This window comes from Pseudomonas sp. IT-P218 (genome assembly GCF_949767605.1).
Classification (GTDB): domain Bacteria; phylum Pseudomonadota; class Gammaproteobacteria; order Pseudomonadales; family Pseudomonadaceae; genus Aquipseudomonas; species Aquipseudomonas putida_AE.
Map to the genome: position 1 here is coordinate 155,268 of NZ_CATKQQ010000077.1, position 21,101 is coordinate 176,368.

Genomic DNA, 21,101 nt, shown 5'->3' on the forward strand with positions numbered 1-21,101 from the left:
GATCTGCCGTTACAGACTGGCAATCCGCGCATGTTGCTCCGCCAGCTTGCCCAGAGCCTGTTCGGCTTCGGCCAGTTTGGCGCGTTCTTTTTCGATGACTTCAGCGGGCGCCTTGTCAACGAAACCGGCGTTGGACAGCTTGCCGCCGACGCGCTGCACTTCGCCTTGCAGGCGCTGGATTTCCTTGTCCAGGCGCGCAAGCTCGGCACCCTTGTCGATCAGGCCGGCCATCGGTACCAGCACTTCCATCTCGCCAACCAGTGCGGTGGCGGACAGGGGGGCTTCTTCGCCAGCCGCCAGCACGGTGATCGATTCCAGACGCGCCAGTTTCTTCAGCAGCGCTTCGTTCTCGCTCAGGCGACGCTGATCTTCGGCGCTGACATTCTTCAGGAACAATGGCAGCGGTTTGCCCGGACCAATGTTCATTTCGCCACGGATGTTACGGGTGCCGAGCATCAGGCCCTTGAGCCATTCGATGTCGTCTTCGGCGGCCTGGTCGATGCGTGCTTCATTGGCCACAGGCCAAGGTTGCAGCATGATCGTCTTGCCTTCGATACCGGCCAGCGGCGCGAGGCGCTGCCAGATTTCTTCGGTGATGAACGGCATGAACGGATGCGCCAGGCGCAGGGCCACTTCGAGCACGCGAACCAGGGTGCGACGGGTGCCGCGCTGGCGTTCGACCGGTGCGTTTTCGTCCCACAGCACAGGCTTGGACAGTTCCAGGTACCAGTCGCAATACTGGTTCCAGATGAACTCGTACAAGGCTTGCGCGGCCAGGTCGAAACGGAACTGGTCGAGCTGACGGGTCACTTCAGCTTCGGTGCGTTGCAGCTGCGAAATGATCCAGCGATCGGCCAGCGAGAGCTCGTAGGCTTCGCCGTTCTGACCGCAGTCTTCGCCTTTGTCCAGTACGTAGCGCGCGGCGTTCCAGATCTTGTTGCAGAAGTTGCGATAGCCTTCGACGCGGCCCATGTCGAACTTGATGTCGCGACCGGTGGATGCCAGCGAACAGAAGGTGAAGCGCAGGGCGTCGGTGCCATAGCTGGCGATGCCTTCGGCGAACTCTTCGCGGGTCTGCTTCTCGATCTTCTTCGCCAGTTTCGGCTGCATCATGCCGGAGGTGCGTTTCTGCACCAGCTCTTCCAGCTCGATGCCGTCGATGATGTCCAGCGGGTCAAGGACGTTGCCCTTGGACTTGGACATCTTCTGGCCCTGGCCATCACGCACCAGGCCGTGTACGTACACGGTCTTGAACGGTACCTGCGGCGTGCCGTCTTCGTTCTTCACCAAGTGCATGGTGAGCATGATCATCCGGGCAACCCAGAAGAAAATGATGTCGAAGCCGGTGACCAACACGTCGGTGGAGTGGAATTTCTTCAGGAACTCGGTCTGTTCCGGCCAGCCGAGGGTGGAGAAGGTCCACAGGCCCGAGCTGAACCAGGTGTCGAGTACGTCGTTGTCCTGTTGCAGCGCGACGTCCGGGCCGAGGTTGTGCTTGGCGCGCACTTCGGCTTCGTCGCGACCGACGTAGACTTTGCCCGACTCGTCATACCAGGCCGGAATCCGGTGGCCCCACCACAGTTGGCGGCTGATGCACCAGTCCTGGATGTCGCGCATCCACGAGAAGTACATGTTTTCGTATTGTTTCGGCACGAACTGGATGCGGCCGTCTTCAACAGCGGCAATCGCAGGTTCGGCCAGCGGCTTGGTGGACACATACCACTGGTCGGTCAGCCACGGCTCGATGATGGTGCCGGAGCGGTCGCCTTTCGGCACTTTCAGGGCGTGATCGTCGACGCTGACCAGCAGGCCTGCGGCTTCGAAGGCTGCAACGATCTGCTTGCGCGCTTCGAAGCGGTCCAGGCCGGCATATTCCGCCGGGATCTTGCCGTCGATCGTTTCGTTCAGGGTGCCATCGAGGTTGAATGCCTGCACGGCTGGCAGCACGTGGGCGTTCTTGTCGAAGATGTTCAGCAGCGGCAGGTTGTGGCGCTTGCCGACTTCGTAGTCGTTGAAATCGTGGGCCGGGGTGATTTTCACGCAACCGGTGCCGAATTCAGGGTCGCAGTAATCGTCGGCGATGATCGGGATGCGGCGACCGACCAGCGGCAGCTCGACGAATTTGCCGATCAGGGCTTTGTAGCGTTCATCGTTCGGGTTAACCGCGACGGCGGAGTCGCCGAGCATGGTTTCCGGACGAGTCGTCGCGACGATCAGGAAATCGTTGCCTTCAGCGGTCTTGGCGCCATCGGCCAGCGGGTATTTCAGGTTCCACAGGAAACCTTTCTCGTCGTGGTTTTCCACTTCAAGGTCGGAAATCGCCGTGTGCAGCTTGGTGTCCCAGTTGACCAGGCGCTTGCCGCGGTAGATCAGGCCGTCTTCGTGCAGGCGCACGAACGCTTCTTTAACGGCTTCAGAGAGGCCGTCGTCCATGGTGAAGCGCTCGCGGCTCCAGTCCACGGAAGAGCCGAGGCGACGGATCTGACGGCTGATGTTGCCGCCGGACTGATCCTTCCATTCCCAGACTTTCTCGAGGAATTTTTCGCGGCCCAGGTCGTGGCGATTCTGGCCCTGGGCTTCGAGTTGACGCTCCACCAGCATTTGCGTGGCGATACCGGCGTGGTCGGTGCCCGGTTGCCACAGGGTGTTGCGACCCTGCATGCGGCGGAAACGGATCAGGGCGTCCATGATCGCGTTGTTGAAGCCGTGACCCATGTGCAGGCTGCCGGTGACGTTCGGCGGCGGGATCATGATGGTGTAGGACTCGCCCGCGCCTTGCGGGGCGAAGTAATTCTCTGACTCCCAGGTGTTGTACCAGGAAGTTTCAATGGCGTGCGGCTGGTAGGTCTTATCCATGCGCGGCGGGACCCTATTGGCATTTGTTCAGGAAAAGCCGGCAAGTATAGCGGGGCATGGGGCGCAGGGCGAGCGAGTGCGGACAGGGCGCCTTATCAAAGGCGCGACAAGATCAAATGTGGGAGCGGGCTTGCTCGCGAATGCGGTCGTACATTCAATATTGATGCTGACTGACACGACGCCTTCGCGAGCAAGCCCGCTCCCACAGGTGGATCTGTGTATGGCTCAGTCGTTGTACTGACTCAGGAGCCGATCCATCCGCGCGCTGAGGCGGCGTTTGATTTCGGTTTCGATGTGCGGCGCGAAGTCGTCGATCACGTCTTGCATGATCAATTGCGCGGCGGCGCGCAGTTCGCTGTCGAGATACAGCAGGGCGTCGGCGCTTTTACTGGCCGTCGGTGCCGGATCAGCGGCGGGTTTGGGGGCGGGTGGCTCGACGACCGGCGCAGGCTCGCTGACGGTGTCGAACAGCATCGGAATCTGTTCCTGGTCACCTTCTTCGACCGTATCGGTCAGCAGCGGTGGTTGCAGGTTGTCATCGCCGAGCAGTTGGCGGATCGACTCGAGGTCGTCCAGCAGGTGCGCGGATTGTTGCAGCGGTTTTGGAGTGTCCATCGGAATGCTCAGAGTCGCTGTAAACGGTGATCTTGCAGAGGATAGCCCTGTTCGCGGTAGAAACGGAAACTCTCCCGCGCAGCAGCCTTGATCGTCGGATCCTCCACCACCACTTCCGCCACTCTGGCGAACTTGCTGGCGAAGGCCGGGACTTTCAGGTCGAGATTGACCAGCAAATCCTGATGCTGACCGCAGTCTTCGCCCAATCCCAGGACAATCAAGCCGTCTGGTTCGCTGTCGGCAGGGCCGTGGGGCACGAAGCTTTCGCCCTTGAACGCCCACAGCCGCGCATCGAGATCATCGCGCTGGGTCGCATCGCTGCAATGCAGGTAGATGCGGTGGCCCATGCGCCAGGCTTTCTCGGTGAGCTTGCAGGCAAAGTCCAGGCGTGCCGAAGGATCGGCGCTGGGCAGGATATAAAAGTCGACTTTGGTCATTGCGGTTCCTGAGCCGGGGTGGCGTCACTGGCAGGCAACGCCACCCGGGATCATTGGTTTCAGGCTTTGGCGCGGTCCAGCAGGTACTGGGTCAGCAATGGAACCGGACGGCCAGTGGCGCCCTTGTCCTTGCCGCCGCTGGTCCAGGCTGTGCCGGCGATGTCCAGGTGCGCCCAGTTCAGGTTCTTGGTGAAGCGCGACAGGAAGCAGGCCGCCGTGATGGTGCCGGCTTTCGGGCCACCGATGTTGGCGATGTCGGCGAACGGGCTGTCCAGCTGTTCCTGGTACTCATCGAACAGCGGCAGTTGCCAGGCGCGGTCGTCGGCAGCCTTGCCGGCGCTCAGCAGTTGGCCGATCAGTTCGTCGTTGTTGCCCAAAAGGCCCGAGGTGTGGGAACCCAGTGCAACCACGCAGGCACCGGTCAGGGTGGCGATATCGATCACCGCTTGCGGCTTGAAGCGCTCGGAGTAGGTCAGGGCGTCGCACAGCACCAGGCGGCCTTCGGCGTCGGTGTTGAGGATTTCCACGGTCTGGCCGCTCATGGTGGTGACGATGTCGCCCGGACGCGAAGCGTTGCCGCTCGGCATGTTCTCGGCGCAAGCCAGGATGCACACCAGGTTGATCGGCAGCTTCAGTTCGAGCACGGCACGCAGGGTGCCGAACACGCTGGCGGCGCCACCCATGTCGTATTTCATTTCATCCATGCCGGCACCCGGCTTGAGGCTGATGCCGCCGGTGTCGAAGGTGATGCCCTTGCCGACCAGGGCGTAAGGCTTCTCGGACTTCTTGCCGCCGTTGTATTGCATGACGATCAGGCGCGGAGGCTGGGCGCTGCCCTGGCCGACGGCGTAGAACGAGCCCATGCCCAGGGCCTTGATCTTCTTCTCGTCGAGGACTTCGACTTTCAGGTCCTTGAACTCTTTGCCCAGGCTCTTGGCCTGCTCGCCGAGGAAAGTCGGGTGGCAGATGTTCGGCGGCAGGTTGCCCAGGTTGCGGGTGAAAGCCATGCCGTTGGCGATCGCGGTGGCGTGGTTCACGGCGCGTTGCACTTCAGCCTCGGCGGCCTTGATGGTCACCAGGGTAATTTTCTTCAGGGCGCGTGGCTCGGCTTTCTGGCTCTTGAACTGGTCGAACTGGTATTCGCCGTCCACCAGGGTTTCGGCCAGCAGGCGGGTCTTGCCATAGCTGTCACGGCCCTTGACCACGATTTCATCCAGTGCCAGCACGGCATCGCTGCCGCCCAGGCCCTTGAGGGTGTTGAGGATGCCGGCAATGATCTTGCGGAACGGGCGGTCACCCAGTTCTTCATCCTTGCCCACGCCGACCAGCAATACGCGCTCGGCTTTCAGGTTCGGCAGGCTGTGCAGCAACAGGCTCTGGCCAACCTTACCGGCCAGGTCGCCGCGCTTGAGCACGGCACTGATGGCGCCGGCGCTGAGTTCGTCGAGCTGTTTGGCAACAGCGCCGAGCTTGCGGCCTTCGCCGACGGCAACCACCAGCGTGGCGGTTTTCAACGTTTGCGGGTTGACGCTTTTTACAACCAGTTCCATGTCCGGGTCCCTGAATTGATGGTCGATACGCAAGCGCTGGACAAGGTGCGGGCAGCGCTTGCTTATAAAGAGAGAGGCGCCAGGATCGACCGGCGACGAAGGCGGCAGTTTGAACCTCGCCGGCGGGGCCTGACAACCCTGTGTTGTACGATCTTCACGGTTTCGTCGGCCACTGTAGGAGCGAGCTTGCTCGCGAAAAACCTGAGAGCGCCACGGGGTGTCAGGCTTCACGCGTTATCGTTGACGACCATCGCGAGCGAGCTCGCTCCTACATACCTGCCCGCGCATTGCGCAGTGACAGGCGCACCCAATCACAGGATAATGCGCCATCTTTTTTTCAGCAGTTCTGCAATGCGGGCTGTCTGATGTGTTTGCTTGTTTGGCCGCCTTAGCCTGACAACCCTGGAGTGTCTGGTTTGATTGTCTTCCGTTATCTATCCCGCGAAGTCCTGTTGACCTTGAGCGCCGTCAGTGCGGTGTTGCTGGTCATCATCATGAGTGGACGCTTCATCAAGTACCTCGCGCAGGCCGCTTCGGGTCAACTGGATCCGGGCTCGCTGTTCCTCATCATGGGCTTTCGCCTGCCAGGGTTCCTGCAGCTGATCCTGCCGCTGGGCCTGTTTCTCGGGATCCTGCTGGCCTATGGCCGCCTGTACCTTGAAAGCGAGATGACCGTGCTGTCGGCCACGGGCATGAGCCAGCAACGCCTGTTTCGCATGACCCTGTTCCCGGCGACCCTGGTTGCCCTGGTCGTTGCCTGGTTGAGCCTGAGCCTGGCGCCCCAGGGTGCCAATCAGTTCCAGTTGCTGCTGAACAAGCAGGATGCCCTGACCGAGTTCGACACCCTCGAGCCAGGCCGCTTCCAGGCCCTGCGCGACGGTACGCGGGTGACCTATACCGAGCAGTTGACAGACGACCGCATCAACCTGGCGGGGGTCTTCATTTCGCAAAAGAACATCAGTTCCGACAAGAAGGATCGCGGGATCTCCGTACTGGTGGCTGAAAAAGGCCGGCAGGAAATCCGCCCCGACGGCAACCGCTACCTGATCCTCGACAACGGCTACCGCTATGACGGTAACCCGGGGCAGGCTGATTACCGGGCGATCAAGTACGACGAATACGGCGTGCTGCTGCCCAAGCCGGACGTCAGCGACGAAGTGACCGACCGTGACGCCATGACCACGGGCTCCTTGCTGGGCAGCGACGACATCCGTTCCCGCACCGAGCTGCAATGGCGCCTGTCCCTGCCGTTGCTGGTGTTCATCGTTACCTTGATGGCGGTGCCGTTGTCGCGAGTCAATCCGCGCCAGGGCCGTTTCCTCAAGCTGTTGCCGGCGATCCTTCTTTATATGGCTTACCTGACCATCCTGATTGCCGCGCGCGGCGCCCTCGAAAAGGGCAAGATCCCGCCGGCGCTGGGCTTGTGGTGGGTGCACGGGATATTCCTGGTCATCGGCCTGGGCCTGCTCTACTGGGAACCCTTGCAATTGAAGCGGGCGAGTCGCCGCAGCGCGCGGGAGGTGGCCCGTGGTTAAGCTCGATCGCTACATCGGTAGCAGCGTATTCGTGGCGATCCTGGCGGTACTGGGGATCATTCTCGGCTTGGCCACGCTGTTCGCGTTCATCGACGAGATGGGCGACGCCAGCGATACCTACACCCTGCTCGATGTCCTGAGCTACGTGTTGCTGACGGCGCCACGCCGGCTCTACGACATGCTGCCGATGGCAGCCCTGATCGGTTGCCTGATCGGTCTCGGCAGCCTGGCCAGCAACAGCGAGCTGACCATCATGCGCGCGGCTGGCGTGTCCATCGGGCGCATCGTCTGGGCGGTCATGAAGCCGATGCTGGTGCTGATGGTGGTGGGGGTGCTGATCGGCGAATACGTGGCGCCGGCGACCGAAAGCACCGCCCAGGCCAACCGCTCGCTGGCCCAGGGCAGTGGCGACGCGCAAAGCGCCAAGCACGGCCTGTGGCATCGCCAGGGTGACGAGTTCATCCACGTCAACTCCGTGCAACCCAATGGCCTGCTGTATGGCGTGACCCGCTATCACTTCGACAAGGAACGCCACATGTTGTCGGCGAGCTTCGCCAAGCGCGCGGAGTTCGACAAGGATCACTGGCAGTTGTCCGATGTCACCACCACGGTATTCCACGAGAAGAGCACCGAAGTGGTCACCGCTCCGGTCGAGCGCTGGGAAGTGGCGTTGAGCCCGCAACTGTTGAGTACGGTGGTGATGGCGCCGGAATCGCTGTCGATCTCGGGGCTTTGGGGCTACATCCACTATCTGGCGGACCAGGGGCTGAACAACGGCCGCTACTGGCTGGCATTTTGGGTCAAGGTGTTGCAGCCCCTGGTCACCGCGGCCCTGGTGCTGATGGCGATCTCCTTCATCTTCGGTCCGCTGCGCTCTGTGACCCTTGGTCAGCGGGTGTTCACTGGCGTACTGGTGGGCTTCACCTTCCGTATTGCCCAGGATTTGCTCGGGCCTTCGAGCCTGGTGTTCGGTTTTTCGCCACTGTTCGCGGTGCTCGTGCCCGCCAGTGTCTGTGCCCTGGCCGGGCTCTGGTTGTTGCGTCGCGCCGGTTGATGGCGGCCTGTTCCGCGCTGCGCCGATGATGAAAAACGCCCCTGTCACCAGACCGGGGCGTTTTTGTACGGGCCGTCTGGCCTGCAAACGTGACGCTTGCGCCGTGGATCAGGTACAATTCCCGGCTATTTTTCGGCGGGCTATGCCTGCAGCCTTTTTGAGTGTTGATCCGTGAGTGATTTGAGTCATATCCGCAATTTCTCCATCATCGCCCACATTGACCATGGCAAGTCGACGCTGGCCGATCGCTTCATCCAGATGTGCGGCGGCCTGGCCGAGCGTGAAATGGAAGCCCAGGTACTGGATTCCATGGATCTTGAGCGTGAGCGCGGGATCACCATCAAGGCGCACAGCGTTACGCTGTATTACAAGGCTCGCGATGGCGTCACCTACCAGCTGAACTTCATCGATACCCCCGGCCACGTTGACTTCACCTATGAGGTGAGCCGTTCGCTGGCCGCCTGTGAAGGCGCGCTGCTGGTGGTCGATGCCGGTCAGGGCGTCGAGGCACAGTCGGTTGCCAACTGCTACACGGCGATCGAGCAGGGCCTGGAAGTGATGCCGGTGCTGAACAAGATCGACCTGCCACAGGCCGATCCGGACCGCGTCAAAGAAGAAATCGAAAAAATCATCGGCATCGATGCCACCGACGCGGTCACTTGCAGTGCCAAGACCGGCCTGGGCGTCGATGAAGTGCTGGAGCGCCTGGTTACCACCATTCCTGCGCCAACCGGCAACATCGAAGATCCGCTGCAGGCGTTGATCATCGACTCCTGGTTCGACAACTACCTGGGCGTCGTGTCCCTGGTGCGCGTGCGCCACGGTCGCGTGAAGAAGGGCGACAAGATCCTGGTCAAGTCCACCGGCAAGATCCACCTGGTGGACAGCGTGGGCGTGTTCAACCCGAAACACACCGCTACCGTCGACCTGAAGGCCGGTGAAGTGGGCTTCATCATTGCCGGTATCAAGGACATTCACGGTGCACCGGTAGGTGACACCCTGACCTTGAGCTCGACACCGGACGTCGATGTGCTGCCAGGTTTCAAGCGCATTCAGCCGCAGGTCTACGCCGGTCTGTTCCCGGTCAGCTCCGACGACTTCGAAGACTTCCGTGAAGCCCTGCAAAAGCTCACCCTGAACGACTCGTCGCTGCAGTACACCCCGGAAAGCTCCGACGCCCTGGGCTTCGGCTTCCGTTGCGGGTTCCTCGGCATGCTGCACATGGAAATCATCCAGGAGCGCCTGGAGCGCGAGTACGACCTGGACCTGATCACCACGGCGCCGACGGTAATCTTCGAGCTGCTGCTCAAGACCGGTGAGACGATCTACGTCGATAACCCGTCTAAATTGCCGGATCTGTCGTCGATCGAAGACATGCGCGAGCCGATCGTGCGCGCCAATATCCTTGTGCCGCAAGAGCACCTGGGTAACGTCATTACCCTGTGTATCGAAAAACGTGGCGTGCAGGTCGACATGCTGTTCCTCGGCTCCCAGGTCCAGGTGACCTACGACTTGCCGATGAACGAAGTGGTGCTGGACTTCTTCGATCGCCTGAAATCCACCAGTCGCGGCTATGCTTCGCTGGATTACCATTTCGATCGTTACCAATCGGCTAGTCTGGTGAAACTGGACGTGCTGATCAACGGCGACAAGGTCGACGCCCTGGCGCTGATCGTGCACCGTGACAATGCGCACTACAAAGGTCGCCAGTTGACCGAGAAGATGAAAGAACTGATTCCGCGGCAGATGTTCGACGTGGCAATCCAGGCCGCCATTGGCGGGCAGATTGTGGCGCGTACAACCGTCAAGGCGCTCAGAAAGAACGTATTGGCCAAATGCTACGGCGGTGACGTCAGCCGTAAGAAAAAGCTGCTGGAAAAGCAAAAGGCCGGTAAGAAACGCATGAAGCAGGTCGGCAACGTGGAAATTCCACAAGAAGCCTTCCTTGCCGTGCTCAGGTTGGATAGTTAGGTCCTATGTCACTAAATTTCCCGCTGTTGCTGGTCATCGCCGTGTTCGTCTGCGGCCTGTTGGCGTTGCTCGATCTGTTGATCCTGGCACCGCGTCGGCGTGCCGCCATCGCTTCCTATCAGGGCAGCGTCAGCCAGCCTGACGGGGTGGTGGTCGAGAAGCTGAGCAAGGAACCGCTGCTGGTTGAATACGGCAAGTCGTTCTTCCCGGTGTTGTTCATCGTGCTGGTGCTGCGTTCGTTCCTGGTGGAACCGTTCCAGATCCCGTCCGGCTCGATGAAACCGACCCTGGACGTCGGCGACTTCATCCTGGTGAGCAAGTTTTCCTACGGGATCCGCTTGCCGGTGATCGACAAGAAAGTCATCGAAGTCGGTGAGCCACAGCGTGGCGATGTGATGGTGTTCCGCTACCCGAGCGATCCGAACGTCAACTACATCAAGCGTGTAGTGGGGCTGCCGGGCGACACGGTGCGGTACACCGCTGACAAGCGTCTGTTCGTCAACGGCGAGTCGATTGCCGAAAAGCTGGTCGGCTCCGAACCGGGCACACTGGGCAGCGCCGAGCTCTACAAGGAAAAACTCGGTGTCGCCGAGCACCTGATCCGCAAGGAAATGAGCCGCTACCGCGCAACGCCGGACCGTACCTGGACCGTTCCAGCCGGGCACTACTTCATGATGGGCGACAACCGCGACAACTCCAACGACAGTCGCTACTGGGATGATCCAGCCATTCCCAAGGATCTGCTGGGCATGGTTCCCGACAAGAATATCGTCGGCAAGGCCTTCGCAGTCTGGATGAGCTGGCCGGAACCCAAACTCAGTCACCTGCCGAATTTCTCGCGGGTTGGCCTGATCCAGTAATCAAACACGGCGCTGTTGAACACAGCGCCGAATGCATTTCTGGAGTCGGTACAATCGGCGACAGTTGCATGAAAACAACGATATTCAGGACGTTATTTTTGAACACAGCGTTAATTGTCCCAAGCCTGCGCCGACTCACGGCGATGGCGGTGGAATCCAACCACGAACTCAGCGTGGGTAAACCGTGAGCGTCTCCTTAAGCCGTCTCGAGCGTCAGCTCGGCTACACCTTCAAGGATCAGGAACTGATGGTCCTGGCTCTGACTCACCGCAGTTTTGCCGGGCGTAACAACGAGCGCCTGGAATTCCTCGGTGATGCCATCCTCAACTTCGTCGCCGGCGAGGCCTTGTTCGATCGCTTCCCGCTGGCCCGCGAAGGCCAGCTGTCGCGTTTGCGCGCACGCCTGGTCAAAGGTGAGACCCTGGCCGTACTGGCCCGTGGTTTCGACCTGGGCGAATACCTGCGCCTGGGCTCCGGTGAATTGAAAAGCGGCGGTTTCCGTCGCGAGTCGATCCTGGCCGATGCCCTGGAAGCGCTGATTGGTGCGATCTACCTGGACGCTGGCATGGAAGTGGCACGCGAGCGCGTGCTGGCCTGGCTGGCCGGAGAGTTCGAAGGCCTGACGCTGGTCGACACCAACAAAGATCCAAAGACCCGCCTGCAGGAATTCCTGCAGTCCCGTGGTTGCGAGCTGCCGCGTTACGAAGTGGTGGATATCCAGGGTGAACCGCATTGCCGGACGTTCTTCGTCGAATGTGAAATCATCCTATTGAATGAAAAAAGCCGAGGTCAGGGTGTGAGCCGTCGTATTGCCGAACAGGTAGCGGCCGCCGCAGCACTGATTGCCCTGGGTGTGGAGAATGGCAATGACTGATACAAACGCAACACGCTGTGGCTATGTTGCCATCGTCGGCCGTCCGAACGTGGGCAAGTCCACGTTGCTCAACCACATCCTCGGCCAGAAGCTGGCGATCACCTCGCGCAAGCCGCAAACCACCCGTCACAACATGCTCGGCATCAAGACCGAGGGCGATGTGCAGGCGATCTACGTCGACACCCCTGGTATGCACAAGGGTGGCGAGAAGGCCCTGAACCGCTACATGAACAAGACCGCTTCGGCGGCGTTGAAAGACGTCGACGTGGTGATCTTCGTGGTCGATCGCACCAAGTGGACCGACGAAGACCAGATGGTCCTCGAGCGCGTCCAGTACGTGACCGGCCCGCTGATCGTGGCACTGAACAAGACTGATCGCATCGAAGACAAGGCCGAGCTGATGCCGCACCTGAGCTGGTTGCAGGAGCAGCTGCCGAACGCGCAGATCATCCCGATTTCCGCGCAGCACGGGCACAACCTCGACGCGCTGGAAAAGGTCATCGCTGATCATCTGCCGGAAAACGATCACTTCTTCCCGGAAGACCAGATCACCGACCGCAGCAGCCGTTTCCTCGCCGCCGAGCTGGTACGCGAGAAAATCATGCGCCAGCTGGGCGCCGAGCTGCCGTACCAGATCACCGTTGAAATCGAAGAGTTCAAGCAGCAGGGCAAGACCCTGCACATCCATGCCCTGATCCTCGTCGAGCGTGATGGCCAGAAGAAGATCATCATTGGCGACAAGGGCGAGCGCATCAAGCGCATCGGCACCGAAGCGCGCAAGGACATGGAGCTGTTGTTCGACTCCAAAATCATGCTCAACCTGTGGGTGAAGGTGAAGGGTGGCTGGTCCGATGACGAGCGCGCCTTGCGTTCGCTGGGTTACGGCGACCTGTAACTGGGGCTTCAGATACACAGCAAAACCCTGTGGGAGCGGGCTTGCTCGCGAAGAGGATGTAACATTCAGCATTGATGTTGACTGTTACACCGCTTTCGCGAGCAAGCCCGCTCCCACATTGGTTTTGGGTTGCTTGTAAAACTGCGTTTATTCATTGAGAGCTCTGATCTCCATGTCCCAACCCATCCCCCAACCCGCCTACGTCCTCCACTCCCGTGCCTACCGCGAAAGCAGCGCCCTGGTGGACTTCCTCACGCCGCAAGGTCGGCTGCGGGCGGTGTTGCGCAGCGCGCGGGGCAAGGCCGGGACGCTGGCGCGCCCGTTTGTGCCGTTGGAGGTCGAGTTTCGCGGGCGGGGCGAGCTGAAGAACGTCGGGCGCATGGAGAGTGCCGGCATCGCCACCTGGCTCAACGGCGAGGCGCTGTTCAGCGGGCTTTATCTCAATGAGCTGTTGATTCGCCTGCTGCCTGCCGAAGACCCTTTCCCCGCAGTGTTCGATCACTATGCCGCGACTTTGCTGGCCTTGGCCGAAGGCCGTCCGCTGGAGCCGTTGCTGCGCTCGTTCGAATGGCGCTTGCTGGATGACCTGGGCTACGGTTTTTCACTGAAAACCGATATCCACGACCAACCCGTTGCGCCAGACGGTCTTTACCGTTTGCAGGTGGATGCGGGCCTGGAGCGGGTCTATCTGCTGCAGCCCGGGTTGTTCAATGGCACGGAGCTGCTGGCCATGGCTGAAGCTGACTGGAGCGCACCGGGTGCGTTGTCGGCGGCCAAGCGTCTGATGCGCCAGGCGCTGGCCGTTCACCTGGGTGGCCGGCCTCTGGTCAGTCGCGAGCTGTTTCGCAAGCCGTAGTCTCCCCGTATGCTGTGCACCGAACTTTTTCTGATTCTGGAGCGCTTCCGTGACCACCAGCACCCGCATTCTTCTTGGCGTAAACATCGACCACGTTGCCACCCTGCGTCAGGCCCGGGGCACTCGCTACCCGGACCCGGTCAAGGCAGCACTGGATGCGGAAGAGGCGGGCGCTGACGGCATCACCGTGCACCTGCGTGAAGACCGCCGGCACATCCAGGAGCGCGACGTGCTGCTGCTCAAGGACGTGCTGCAAACCCGCATGAACTTCGAAATGGGCGTCACCGAGGAAATGATGCAGTTCGCCGAGCGTATTCGCCCGGCGCATATTTGCCTGGTGCCGGAAACCCGACAGGAACTGACGACCGAAGGCGGGCTGGATGTGGCGGGGCAGGAAGCGCGGATCAAGGCCGCGGTGGAGCGCCTGTCGAAGATCGGTTCGGAAGTGTCGCTGTTCATCGATGCCGACGAACGGCAGATCGAGGCCTCGCGTCGCGTCGGTGCGCCAGCCATCGAACTGCACACCGGGCGTTATGCCGACGCCGAGACGCCGACCGAAGTGGCTGAAGAACTCAAGCGCGTCGCCGATGGCGTAGCGTTCGGCCTGACTCAAGGCCTGATCGTCAATGCCGGCCACGGCCTGCATTATCACAACGTCGAGGCGGTGGCGGCGATCAAGGGCATCAACGAACTGAACATTGGGCATGCGCTGGTGGCCCATGCGTTGTTTGTGGGGTTCAAATCCGCCGTGTCCGAAATGAAAGCCTTGATCCTGGCTGCGGCCAAGGCCTGAGCAACAACACAAAACCAATGTGGGAGCTAGCCTGCTGGCGATAGTGGAGTGTCAGTCAACAAAGATGTTGAATGATGAACCGCTATCGCCAGCAGGCTGGCTCCCACAGTTGTTTGGTGGTGGATGTTAGAGGGGGGCAGGTTCCTGGGACGGCTTGGACTTGTCGATGCCGGGCACATGCAAGTTACCCTCGGCCACCTGATCACCTTCAAGCTGCGGCTGCGTGACCCAGGTCAGGATGTCGTAGTAGCGACGGATGTTCGCCACGAAATGCACCGGTTCGCCGCCACGGGCGTAGCCGTAACGGGTCTTGCTGTACCACTTCTTCTCGGACAGGCGCGGCAGGATCTTTTTCACGTCCAGCCATTTGTCCGGATTCAATCCTTCCTTGGCGGCCAGCTTGCGGGCGTCGTCGAGGTGACCGCTGCCGACGTTGTAGGCGGCCAGGGCAAACCAGGTGCGATCCGGTTCCTGGATCGAATCGTCCAACTGTTCTTTCATGTAGGCCAGGTACTTGGCGCCGCCCATGATGCTCTGCTTCGGATCGAGGCGGTTGGACACGCCCATGGCCTGCGCGGTGTTCTGGGTCAGCATCATCAGGCCACGCACGCCGGTCTTGGACGTGACGGTCGGTTGCCACAACGACTCCTGATAACCGATGGCCGCCAGCAGGCGCCAATCGACTTTCTCTTTCTTGGCGTACGCCTTGAAATGCTGTTCGTACTTGGGCAGGCGTTGCTGCAAGTGCTGGGCGAACGTGGTGGCGCCCATGTAGCCGAGCACATCGACATGCCCGTAGTAACGGTCCTTGAGGCGTTGCAGGGTGCCGTTCTTCTTGACCTTGTCGAGGTACTCGTTGATCTCGTTGAGCAGGCTGTTGTCGTCACCCGGGGCCACGGCCCAGCTCTGGTTGCTGGCATCCCCCAGGTCGAAGGCGACCCGGATGTTGGTGAAGTACACCTGGTTCATCGCCACTTCATTGGAGTCGACCAGTGTCAGATCGATCTGACCTTCGTCGACCATGCGCAGGAGATCCACGACCTCGACCGCGTCGGATTCTTCGTATTCGATGCCGGGAAATTTCTGTTTCAGCTGTGCGAGCTGCTCGGCGTGGGTGCTGCCCTTGAGCACCATGATCTTCTTGCCGACCAGATCCTTGGCGTCGGTAGGGCGCGACTTGCCGTTGCGGTAGATGATCTGCGGCGTGACTTCCAGGTAGGAGTGGGAAAACCGCACCTGCTTCTTGCGCGCTTCACTGCTGACCAGGCCAGCGGCCGCCAGTACCGGGCCATTGGGCTTGCCCACCTGATCGAACAGGTCGTCGAGGTTGTCGGCCGTCTCGATCTTGAGCTCGACCCCCAGATCGTCGGCGAAGCGCTTCACCAGCTCGTATTCGAAGCCGGTTTCACCGTTGCGATCCTGAAAGTAGGTGGCGGGGCTGTTCCGGGTAACCACCCGCAGCACACCATCCTCCTTTACGCGCTCCAGTGTGTTGGGTTTATCAACACAGCCACTGAGCATCAGGAAGAGTCCGGTTGCGATCAGCCATTTGGCGTACCGCGGACGCAAAGCCGTTGGGGAAAACATCTGCGCAGTATACGCAAAGGACCACGGGCGCCATATCTCGACAGCGAAGGGCCTATCTGCTAGCGATCGAAAAACCGGCCGAAAGCCCGCAGGAATGGACCTTTTGTGCATTTTGATACAGTAAAAATAAGCTGTCGCCACACGCCCGGTTAACCTGACTCTCGGGGCAGAAACACAGATCGGCACTCGAGTGCAACCGTGCGTAGCGTTTCGGGTGCTGTCGCGGGCTGTTTAGGCTAGAATGCACGGCCTCAAAGCACACCCCTTCCCGAGGCTGTCCCGAAGATGTTGATCCTGCGCGGCGCTCCTGCCCTTTCTGCCTTTCGCCACAGCAAGCTCCTTGAGCAACTGAGCCAGAAGGTTCCGGCTGTCAGCGGCCTGTATGCTGAATTCGCTCACTTCGCCGAAGTTACCGGCGTCCTGACCGGCGACGAACAGCAGGTGCTGGCGCGCCTTCTGAAGTACGGTCCAAGTGTTCCGGTCCAGGAACCGACCGGTCGTCTGTTCCTGGTGTTGCCGCGTTTCGGCACCATCTCGCCATGGTCGAGCAAGGCCAGCGACATCGCTCGCAACTGCGGCCTGGGCAAGATCCAGCGCCTGGAGCGCGGCATTGCCTTCTACGTCGCCGGCCAGTTCAGCGATGCTGACGCCCAGCTGATTGCCGATGCACTGCACGACCGCATGACCCAGATCGTCCTGGGCAACCTGGAACAGGCCGCCGGCCTGTTCAGCCACGCCGAACCCAAGCCCCTGACCGCGATCGACGTGTTGGGTGGCGGCCGCGCCGCGCTGGAAAAAGCCAACACCGAGCTGGGCCTGGCCCTGGCCGAAGACGAGATCGACTACCTGGTCAACGCTTTCGTCGGCTTGAAGCGCAACCCGCACGACATCGAACTGATGATGTTCGCCCAGGCCAACTCCGAGCACTGCCGTCACAAGATCTTCAACGCCAGTTGGGACATCGACGGCGAGAGCCAGGAAAAAAGCCTGTTCGGCATGATCAAGAACACCTACGTGATGCACAGCGAAGGCGTTCTGTCGGCATACAAGGACAACGCTTCGGTGATCGTCGGTTCCGTGGCCGGGCGTTTCTTCCCGGACCCTGAAACCCGCCAGTACGGCGCGGTGCAGGAACCGGTGCACATCCTGATGAAAGTCGAGACCCACAACCACCCGACCGCGATTGCCCCGTTCCCGGGCGCATCCACCGGTTCCGGTGGCGAGATCCGCGACGAAGGCGCGACCGGTCGTGGCGCCAAGCCGAAGGCTGGCCTGACCGGCTTCACCGTGTCCAACCTGCAGATCCCTGGCTTCGAACAGCCGTGGGAAGTGCCGTACGGCAAGCCCGAGCGCATCGTGACCGCGCTGGACATCATGATCGAAGGCCCGCTGGGCGGCGCTGCGTTCAACAACGAATTCGGTCGTCCGGCGCTGACCGGTTACTTCCGTACTTTCGAACAGTCGATCAGCACCCCGCACGGCGATGAAGTGCGCGGTTACCACAAGCCGATCATGCTGGCTGGCGGCATGGGCAACATCCGTGAAGAACACGTCAAGAAAGGCGAGATCGTCGTGGGCTCCAAGCTGATCGTGCTCGGCGGCCCGGCGATGCTGATTGGCCTGGGTGGCGGCGCGGCTTCCTCCATGGCCACCGGCACCAGCTCGGCGGACCTGGACTTCGCTTCCGTACAGCGCGAAAACCCTGAGATGGAGCGTCGTTGCCAGGAAGTCATCGACCGTTGCTGGCAGCTGGGCGACAAGAACCCGATCAGCTTCATCCACGACGTGGGTGCGGGCGGTCTGTCCAACGCCTTCCCGGAACTGGTCAACGACGGCGACCGCGGTGGCCGTTTCGAACTGCGCAACATTCCAAACGACGAGCCGGGCATGGCCCCGCACGAAATCTGGAGTAACGAATCCCAGGAACGTTACGTACTGGCCGTCGGCCCGGCCGACTTCGAGCGCTTCAAGGCAATCTGCGAACGTGAGCGTTGCCCGTTTGCCGTCGTCGGCGAAGCCACTGCCGAGCCGCAGCTTACTGTTACGGATAGCCACTTCGGCAACAGCCCGGTGGACATGCCGCTCGAAGTGCTGCTGGGCAAAGCCCCGCGCATGCACCGTTCGGTGGTACGTGAAAACGAGCTGGGCGACGATTTCGATCCGTCGACCCTGGACATCGGCGAGTGCGTCGAGCGCGTCCTGCATCACCCGGCTGTGGCCAGCAAGAGCTTCCTGATCACCATCGGCGACCGCACCATCACCGGCCTCGTGGCCCGCGACCAGATGGTCGGCCCGTGGCAGGTTCCAGTGGCCGACGTTGCCGTCACCGCCACCAGCTTCGACGTCTACACCGGTGAAGCCATGGCGATGGGCGAGCGCACTCCGCTGGCACTGCTGGACGCTCCGGCGTCGGGCCGCATGGCCATCGGCGAAACCCTGACCAACATCGCGGCTTCGCGCATCGGCAAGATCTCCGACATCAAGCTGTCGGCGAACTGGATGTCCGCCGCCGGTCACCCGGGCGAAGACGCACGTCTCTACGACACCGTGAAAGCGGTCGGTATGGAACTGTGCCCTGAGCTGGGCATCACCATTCCGGTGGGCAAGGACTCGATGTCCATGGCCACGCGCTGGAACGATGAAGGCGTGGACAAGTCCGTGACTTCGCCAATGTCCCTGATCGTGACCGGTTTCGCGCCAGTGACTGACATCCGTCAGACCCTGACCCCGCAACTGCGCATGGACAAGGGCACCACCGACCTGATCCTGATCGACCTGGGCCGTGGCCAGAACCGCATGGGCGCCTCGATCCTCGCGCAGGTTCACGGCAAGCTCGGCAAGCAGGCGCCGGACGTCGACGACGCCGAAGACCTGAAGGCCTTCTTCGCGGTGATCCAGGGCCTCAACGCCGACGGTCACCTGCTGGCCTACCACGACCGTTCCGACGGTGGTCTGTTGACCAGCGTGGTCGAGATGGCGTTCGCCGGTCACTGCGGCCTGAGCCTGAACCTCGATGGCCTGGCGGAAACGTCCGCCGACATCGCCGCGATCCTGTTCAACGAAGAACTGGGCGCCGTGATCCAGGTTCGCCAGGACGCTACCGCGGACATCCTCGCGCAGTTCAGCGCTGCCGGTCTGGGCGAGTGCGTGTCGGTGATCGGTCAGCCGATCAACAATGGCCAGATCAACATCACCTTCAACGGTGACACCGTGTTCGAAGGCCAGCGTCGTCTGCTGCAACGCCAGTGGGCCGAGACCAGCTACCAGATCCAGCGTCTGCGCGACAACGCCGACTGCGCCGATCAAGAGTTCGACGTGCTGCTGGAAGAAGACAACCCGGGCCTGAGCGTCAAGCTGAGCTACGACGTCAACCAGGACATCGCCGCGCCTTACATCAAGAAAGGCATCCGCCCACAGGTTGCCGTGCTGCGTGAGCAGGGCGTCAACGGTCAGGTGGAAATGGCGGCCGCGTTCGACCGCGCCGGTTTCAACGCGATCGACGTGCACATGAGCGACATCCTCGCCGGCCGTGTCGACCTGAACGAGTTCAAGGGCATGGTGGCGTGCGGCGGTTTCTCCTACGGCGACGTACTGGGTGCCGGTGAAGGTTGGGCCAAGTCGGCGTTGTTCAACAGCCGTGCCCGTGATGCGTTCCAGGGCTTCTTCGAGCGTAACGACAGCTTCACCCTCGGCGTGTGCAACGGTTGCCAGATGATGTCCAACCTGCACGAGCTGATCCCGGGCAGCGAGTTCTGGCCGCACTTCGTGCGTAACCGTTCCGAGCAGTTCGAAGCCCGTGTGGCCATGGTGCAGATCCAGGAGTCGAACTCGATCTTCCTGCAGGGCATGGCCGGTTCGCGCATGCCGATCGCCATCGCCCACGGTGAAGGCCATGCCGAGTTCGCCAGCGAAGAAGCGTTGCTGGAAGCCGACCTGTCCGGTTGCGTGGCGATGCGTTTCGTCGACAACCACGGCAAGGTCACCGAAAGCTACCCGGCCAACCCGAACGGCTCGCCGCGCGGGATCACCGGTTTGACCAGCCGCGACGGTCGCGTGACCATCATGATGCCGCACCCGGAGCGTGTGTTCCGTGCCGTGCAGAACTCGTGGCGTTCGGAAGACTGGAACGAAGACGCGCCTTGGATGCGTATGTTCCGTAATGCTCGCGTCTGGGTTAACTGATAGCTGTGTACAAGCTCGCTTTCTTCGTTCCCGACAGTCATGTCGAAGTGGTCAAGAGCGCCGTATTCGCTGCCGGTGGCGGGCGGATCGGCGCTTACGATCACTGCGCCTGGCAGGTGTTGGGCCAGGGCCAGTTTCGTCCACTGGACGGCAGTACGCCGTTCATTGGCGAGGCCGGGCAGGTCGAGCGAGTCGAGGAATGGAAGGTCGAGCTTGTGGTGGCCGATGAGTTGATTGGCTCGGTGGTGGCGGCTCTGAAACAGAGTCACCCCTATGAGACGCCGGCTTATGAAGTGTGGCGGTTGGAGGATTTCTGATCCTGTGGCTGCCAAATAAAAAACCCGCTGATTCGTCAGCGGGTTTTTTATTGTCTTCATTTTCTGCACCCACAAAAAACCCGGCATGAAAGCCGGGTTTTTTTGGGGCATCGAGCTTAAGCGGTGAAGGTTTTGCCTTCGAACTGCTCAGCCACGAATTTCCAGTTGACCAGGTTCCAGAACGCTTCGACGTACTTCGGACGCAGGTTGCGGTAGTCGATGTAGTAAGCGTGTTCCCAGACGTCGCAGGTCAGCAGCGGGGTGTCGCCGCTGGTCAGCGGGTTGCCGGCACCGATGGTGCTGGCCAGGCCCAGGGAACCGTCAGCCTTTTTCACCAGCCAGCCCCAGCCGGAGCCGAAGGTGCCGATGGAAGTCTTGCTGAACTCTTCCTTGAACTTGTCGAACGAACCGAAGGCCGCGTTGATGGCCTCAGCCAGCGCGCCGGTTGGTTGACCGCCAGCGTTTGGCGCCAGGCAGTTCCAGTAGAAAGTGTGGTTCCACACTTGAGCGGCGTTGTTGAAAATGCCGCCCGAGGAAGTCTTGACGATTTCTTCCAGGGTCTTGCCTTCGAACTCGGTGCCTGGCACCAGGTTGTTCAGGTTCACGACGTAGGTGTTGTGGTGCTTGTCGTGGTGAAACTCCAGGGTTTCCTTGGAGATGTGCGGCTGCAGGGCATCGTGTGCGTACGGCAGTGGCGGCAATTCGAAAGCCATGATGAT

16 protein-coding genes are annotated in these 21,101 nt (G+C 61.1%); 10 read left to right on the forward strand and 6 right to left on the reverse strand.

Translation table 11 applies throughout. The features are described from left to right. Window positions 1-9: 9 nt before the first annotated feature. The 4 genes from ACM6I6_RS26885 to ACM6I6_RS26900 form a co-directional block, all read right to left on the reverse strand. The gene (locus ACM6I6_RS26885) at window positions 10-2,856 is read right to left on the reverse strand and encodes a valine--tRNA ligase (RefSeq protein WP_406592468.1); all 2,847 of its coding nucleotides are present in this window, start codon (window positions 2,854-2,856) and stop codon (window positions 10-12) included. Between the two features lie 225 nt (window positions 2,857-3,081). After that, window positions 3,082-3,471 (reverse strand): DNA polymerase III subunit chi, encoded by a 390-nt coding sequence (locus ACM6I6_RS26890; RefSeq protein WP_414920947.1) that lies wholly within the window; start codon window positions 3,469-3,471, stop codon window positions 3,082-3,084. A gap of 8 nt (window positions 3,472-3,479) precedes the next feature. Then, the gene (locus ACM6I6_RS26895; protein WP_274074298.1) at window positions 3,480-3,908 is read right to left on the reverse strand and encodes a DNA polymerase III subunit chi; all 429 of its coding nucleotides are present in this window, start codon (window positions 3,906-3,908) and stop codon (window positions 3,480-3,482) included. Window positions 3,909-3,967: 59 nt separating this feature from the next. Next, window positions 3,968-5,458, reverse strand: coding sequence for a leucyl aminopeptidase (locus ACM6I6_RS26900; protein WP_323626997.1), 1,491 nt, complete (start codon window positions 5,456-5,458; stop codon window positions 3,968-3,970). Window positions 5,459-5,874: 416 nt separating this feature from the next. Here ACM6I6_RS26900 and lptF point away from each other — a divergent pair, with 416 nt between their 5' ends. The 8 genes from lptF to pdxJ all read left to right on the forward strand — a co-directional run bounded on the left by lptF (window position 5,875) and on the right by pdxJ (window position 14,296). Further along, window positions 5,875-6,993, forward strand: coding sequence for an LPS export ABC transporter permease LptF (gene lptF / locus ACM6I6_RS26905; RefSeq protein ID WP_274074300.1), 1,119 nt, complete (start codon window positions 5,875-5,877; stop codon window positions 6,991-6,993). Next, window positions 6,986-8,047 carry an LPS export ABC transporter permease LptG gene (gene lptG / locus ACM6I6_RS26910; RefSeq protein ID WP_323607854.1) on the forward strand — a complete coding sequence of 354 codons (1,062 nt, stop codon included), beginning with the start codon at window positions 6,986-6,988 and terminating at the stop codon, window positions 8,045-8,047. The genes lptF and lptG overlap by 8 nt, the downstream gene beginning before the upstream one ends. 171 nt (window positions 8,048-8,218) lie before the next feature. Next, on the forward strand, window positions 8,219-10,018 hold the full coding sequence (gene lepA / locus ACM6I6_RS26915) for a translation elongation factor 4 (protein WP_046818874.1): 1,800 nt from the start codon (window positions 8,219-8,221) through the stop codon (window positions 10,016-10,018). Between the two features lie 5 nt (window positions 10,019-10,023). Next, on the forward strand, window positions 10,024-10,878 hold the full coding sequence (gene lepB, locus ACM6I6_RS26920) for a signal peptidase I (RefSeq protein WP_180205237.1): 855 nt from the start codon (window positions 10,024-10,026) through the stop codon (window positions 10,876-10,878). A 184-nt stretch (window positions 10,879-11,062) separates the two neighbouring features. Continuing rightward, window positions 11,063-11,752: a ribonuclease III gene (gene rnc / locus ACM6I6_RS26925; RefSeq protein WP_018927089.1), complete on the forward strand. Its 690-nt coding sequence runs from the start codon at window positions 11,063-11,065 to the stop codon at window positions 11,750-11,752. Continuing rightward, window positions 11,745-12,647: a GTPase Era gene (gene era, locus ACM6I6_RS26930; RefSeq protein WP_020799458.1), complete on the forward strand. Its 903-nt coding sequence runs from the start codon at window positions 11,745-11,747 to the stop codon at window positions 12,645-12,647. Before rnc ends, era begins: the two co-directional genes overlap by 8 nt. 172 nt (window positions 12,648-12,819) lie before the next feature. Next, entirely contained in the window at window positions 12,820-13,503 is a 684-nt protein-coding gene (recO, locus tag ACM6I6_RS26935) for a DNA repair protein RecO (RefSeq protein ID WP_323607853.1), read from the forward strand. A 49-nt stretch (window positions 13,504-13,552) separates the two neighbouring features. Beyond that, window positions 13,553-14,296, forward strand: coding sequence for a pyridoxine 5'-phosphate synthase (gene pdxJ, locus ACM6I6_RS26940; protein ID WP_323607852.1), 744 nt, complete (start codon window positions 13,553-13,555; stop codon window positions 14,294-14,296). 126 nt (window positions 14,297-14,422) lie between these two features. On the opposite strand, the gene mltF is transcribed toward pdxJ, so the two are convergent. Beyond that, window positions 14,423-15,883, reverse strand: coding sequence for a membrane-bound lytic murein transglycosylase MltF (mltF, locus tag ACM6I6_RS26945; RefSeq protein ID WP_323607851.1), 1,461 nt, complete (start codon window positions 15,881-15,883; stop codon window positions 14,423-14,425). 285 nt (window positions 15,884-16,168) lie between these two features. Here mltF and purL point away from each other — a divergent pair, with 285 nt between their 5' ends. Further along, the gene (purL, locus tag ACM6I6_RS26950; protein ID WP_323626995.1) at window positions 16,169-20,065 is read left to right on the forward strand and encodes a phosphoribosylformylglycinamidine synthase; all 3,897 of its coding nucleotides are present in this window, start codon (window positions 16,169-16,171) and stop codon (window positions 20,063-20,065) included. Window positions 20,066-20,070: 5 nt separating this feature from the next. Continuing rightward, the gene (locus ACM6I6_RS26955; RefSeq protein ID WP_274074305.1) at window positions 20,071-20,382 is read left to right on the forward strand and encodes a YqfO family protein; all 312 of its coding nucleotides are present in this window, start codon (window positions 20,071-20,073) and stop codon (window positions 20,380-20,382) included. Between the two features lie 116 nt (window positions 20,383-20,498). Here ACM6I6_RS26955 and ACM6I6_RS26960 read toward each other — a convergent pair whose 3' ends face one another. After that, window positions 20,499-21,095 (reverse strand): superoxide dismutase, encoded by a 597-nt coding sequence (locus tag ACM6I6_RS26960; protein WP_274074306.1) that lies wholly within the window; start codon window positions 21,093-21,095, stop codon window positions 20,499-20,501. Window positions 21,096-21,101: the final 6 nt, after the last annotated feature.

Bases quoted from the DNA above. Each gene is read 5' to 3' on its own strand.
- recO (WP_323607853.1), top strand. From the start codon at position 12,820: ATGTCCCAACCCATCCCCCAACCCGCCTACGTCCTCCACTCCCGTGCC.
- ACM6I6_RS26890 (WP_414920947.1), bottom strand. From the start codon at position 3,471: ATGGACACTCCAAAACCGCTGCAACAATCCGCGCACCTGCTGGACGAC.
- era (WP_020799458.1), top strand. From the start codon at position 11,745: ATGACTGATACAAACGCAACACGCTGTGGCTATGTTGCCATCGTCGGC.
- lepB (WP_180205237.1), top strand. From the start codon at position 10,024: ATGTCACTAAATTTCCCGCTGTTGCTGGTCATCGCCGTGTTCGTCTGC.
- ACM6I6_RS26900 (WP_323626997.1), bottom strand. From the start codon at position 5,458: ATGGAACTGGTTGTAAAAAGCGTCAACCCGCAAACGTTGAAAACCGCC.
- ACM6I6_RS26960 (WP_274074306.1), bottom strand. From the start codon at position 21,095: ATGGCTTTCGAATTGCCGCCACTGCCGTACGCACACGATGCCCTGCAG.
- purL (WP_323626995.1), top strand. From the start codon at position 16,169: ATGTTGATCCTGCGCGGCGCTCCTGCCCTTTCTGCCTTTCGCCACAGC.
- ACM6I6_RS26885 (WP_406592468.1), bottom strand. From the start codon at position 2,856: ATGGATAAGACCTACCAGCCGCACGCCATTGAAACTTCCTGGTACAAC.
- ACM6I6_RS26895 (WP_274074298.1), bottom strand. From the start codon at position 3,908: ATGACCAAAGTCGACTTTTATATCCTGCCCAGCGCCGATCCTTCGGCA.
- mltF (WP_323607851.1), bottom strand. From the start codon at position 15,883: ATGTTTTCCCCAACGGCTTTGCGTCCGCGGTACGCCAAATGGCTGATC.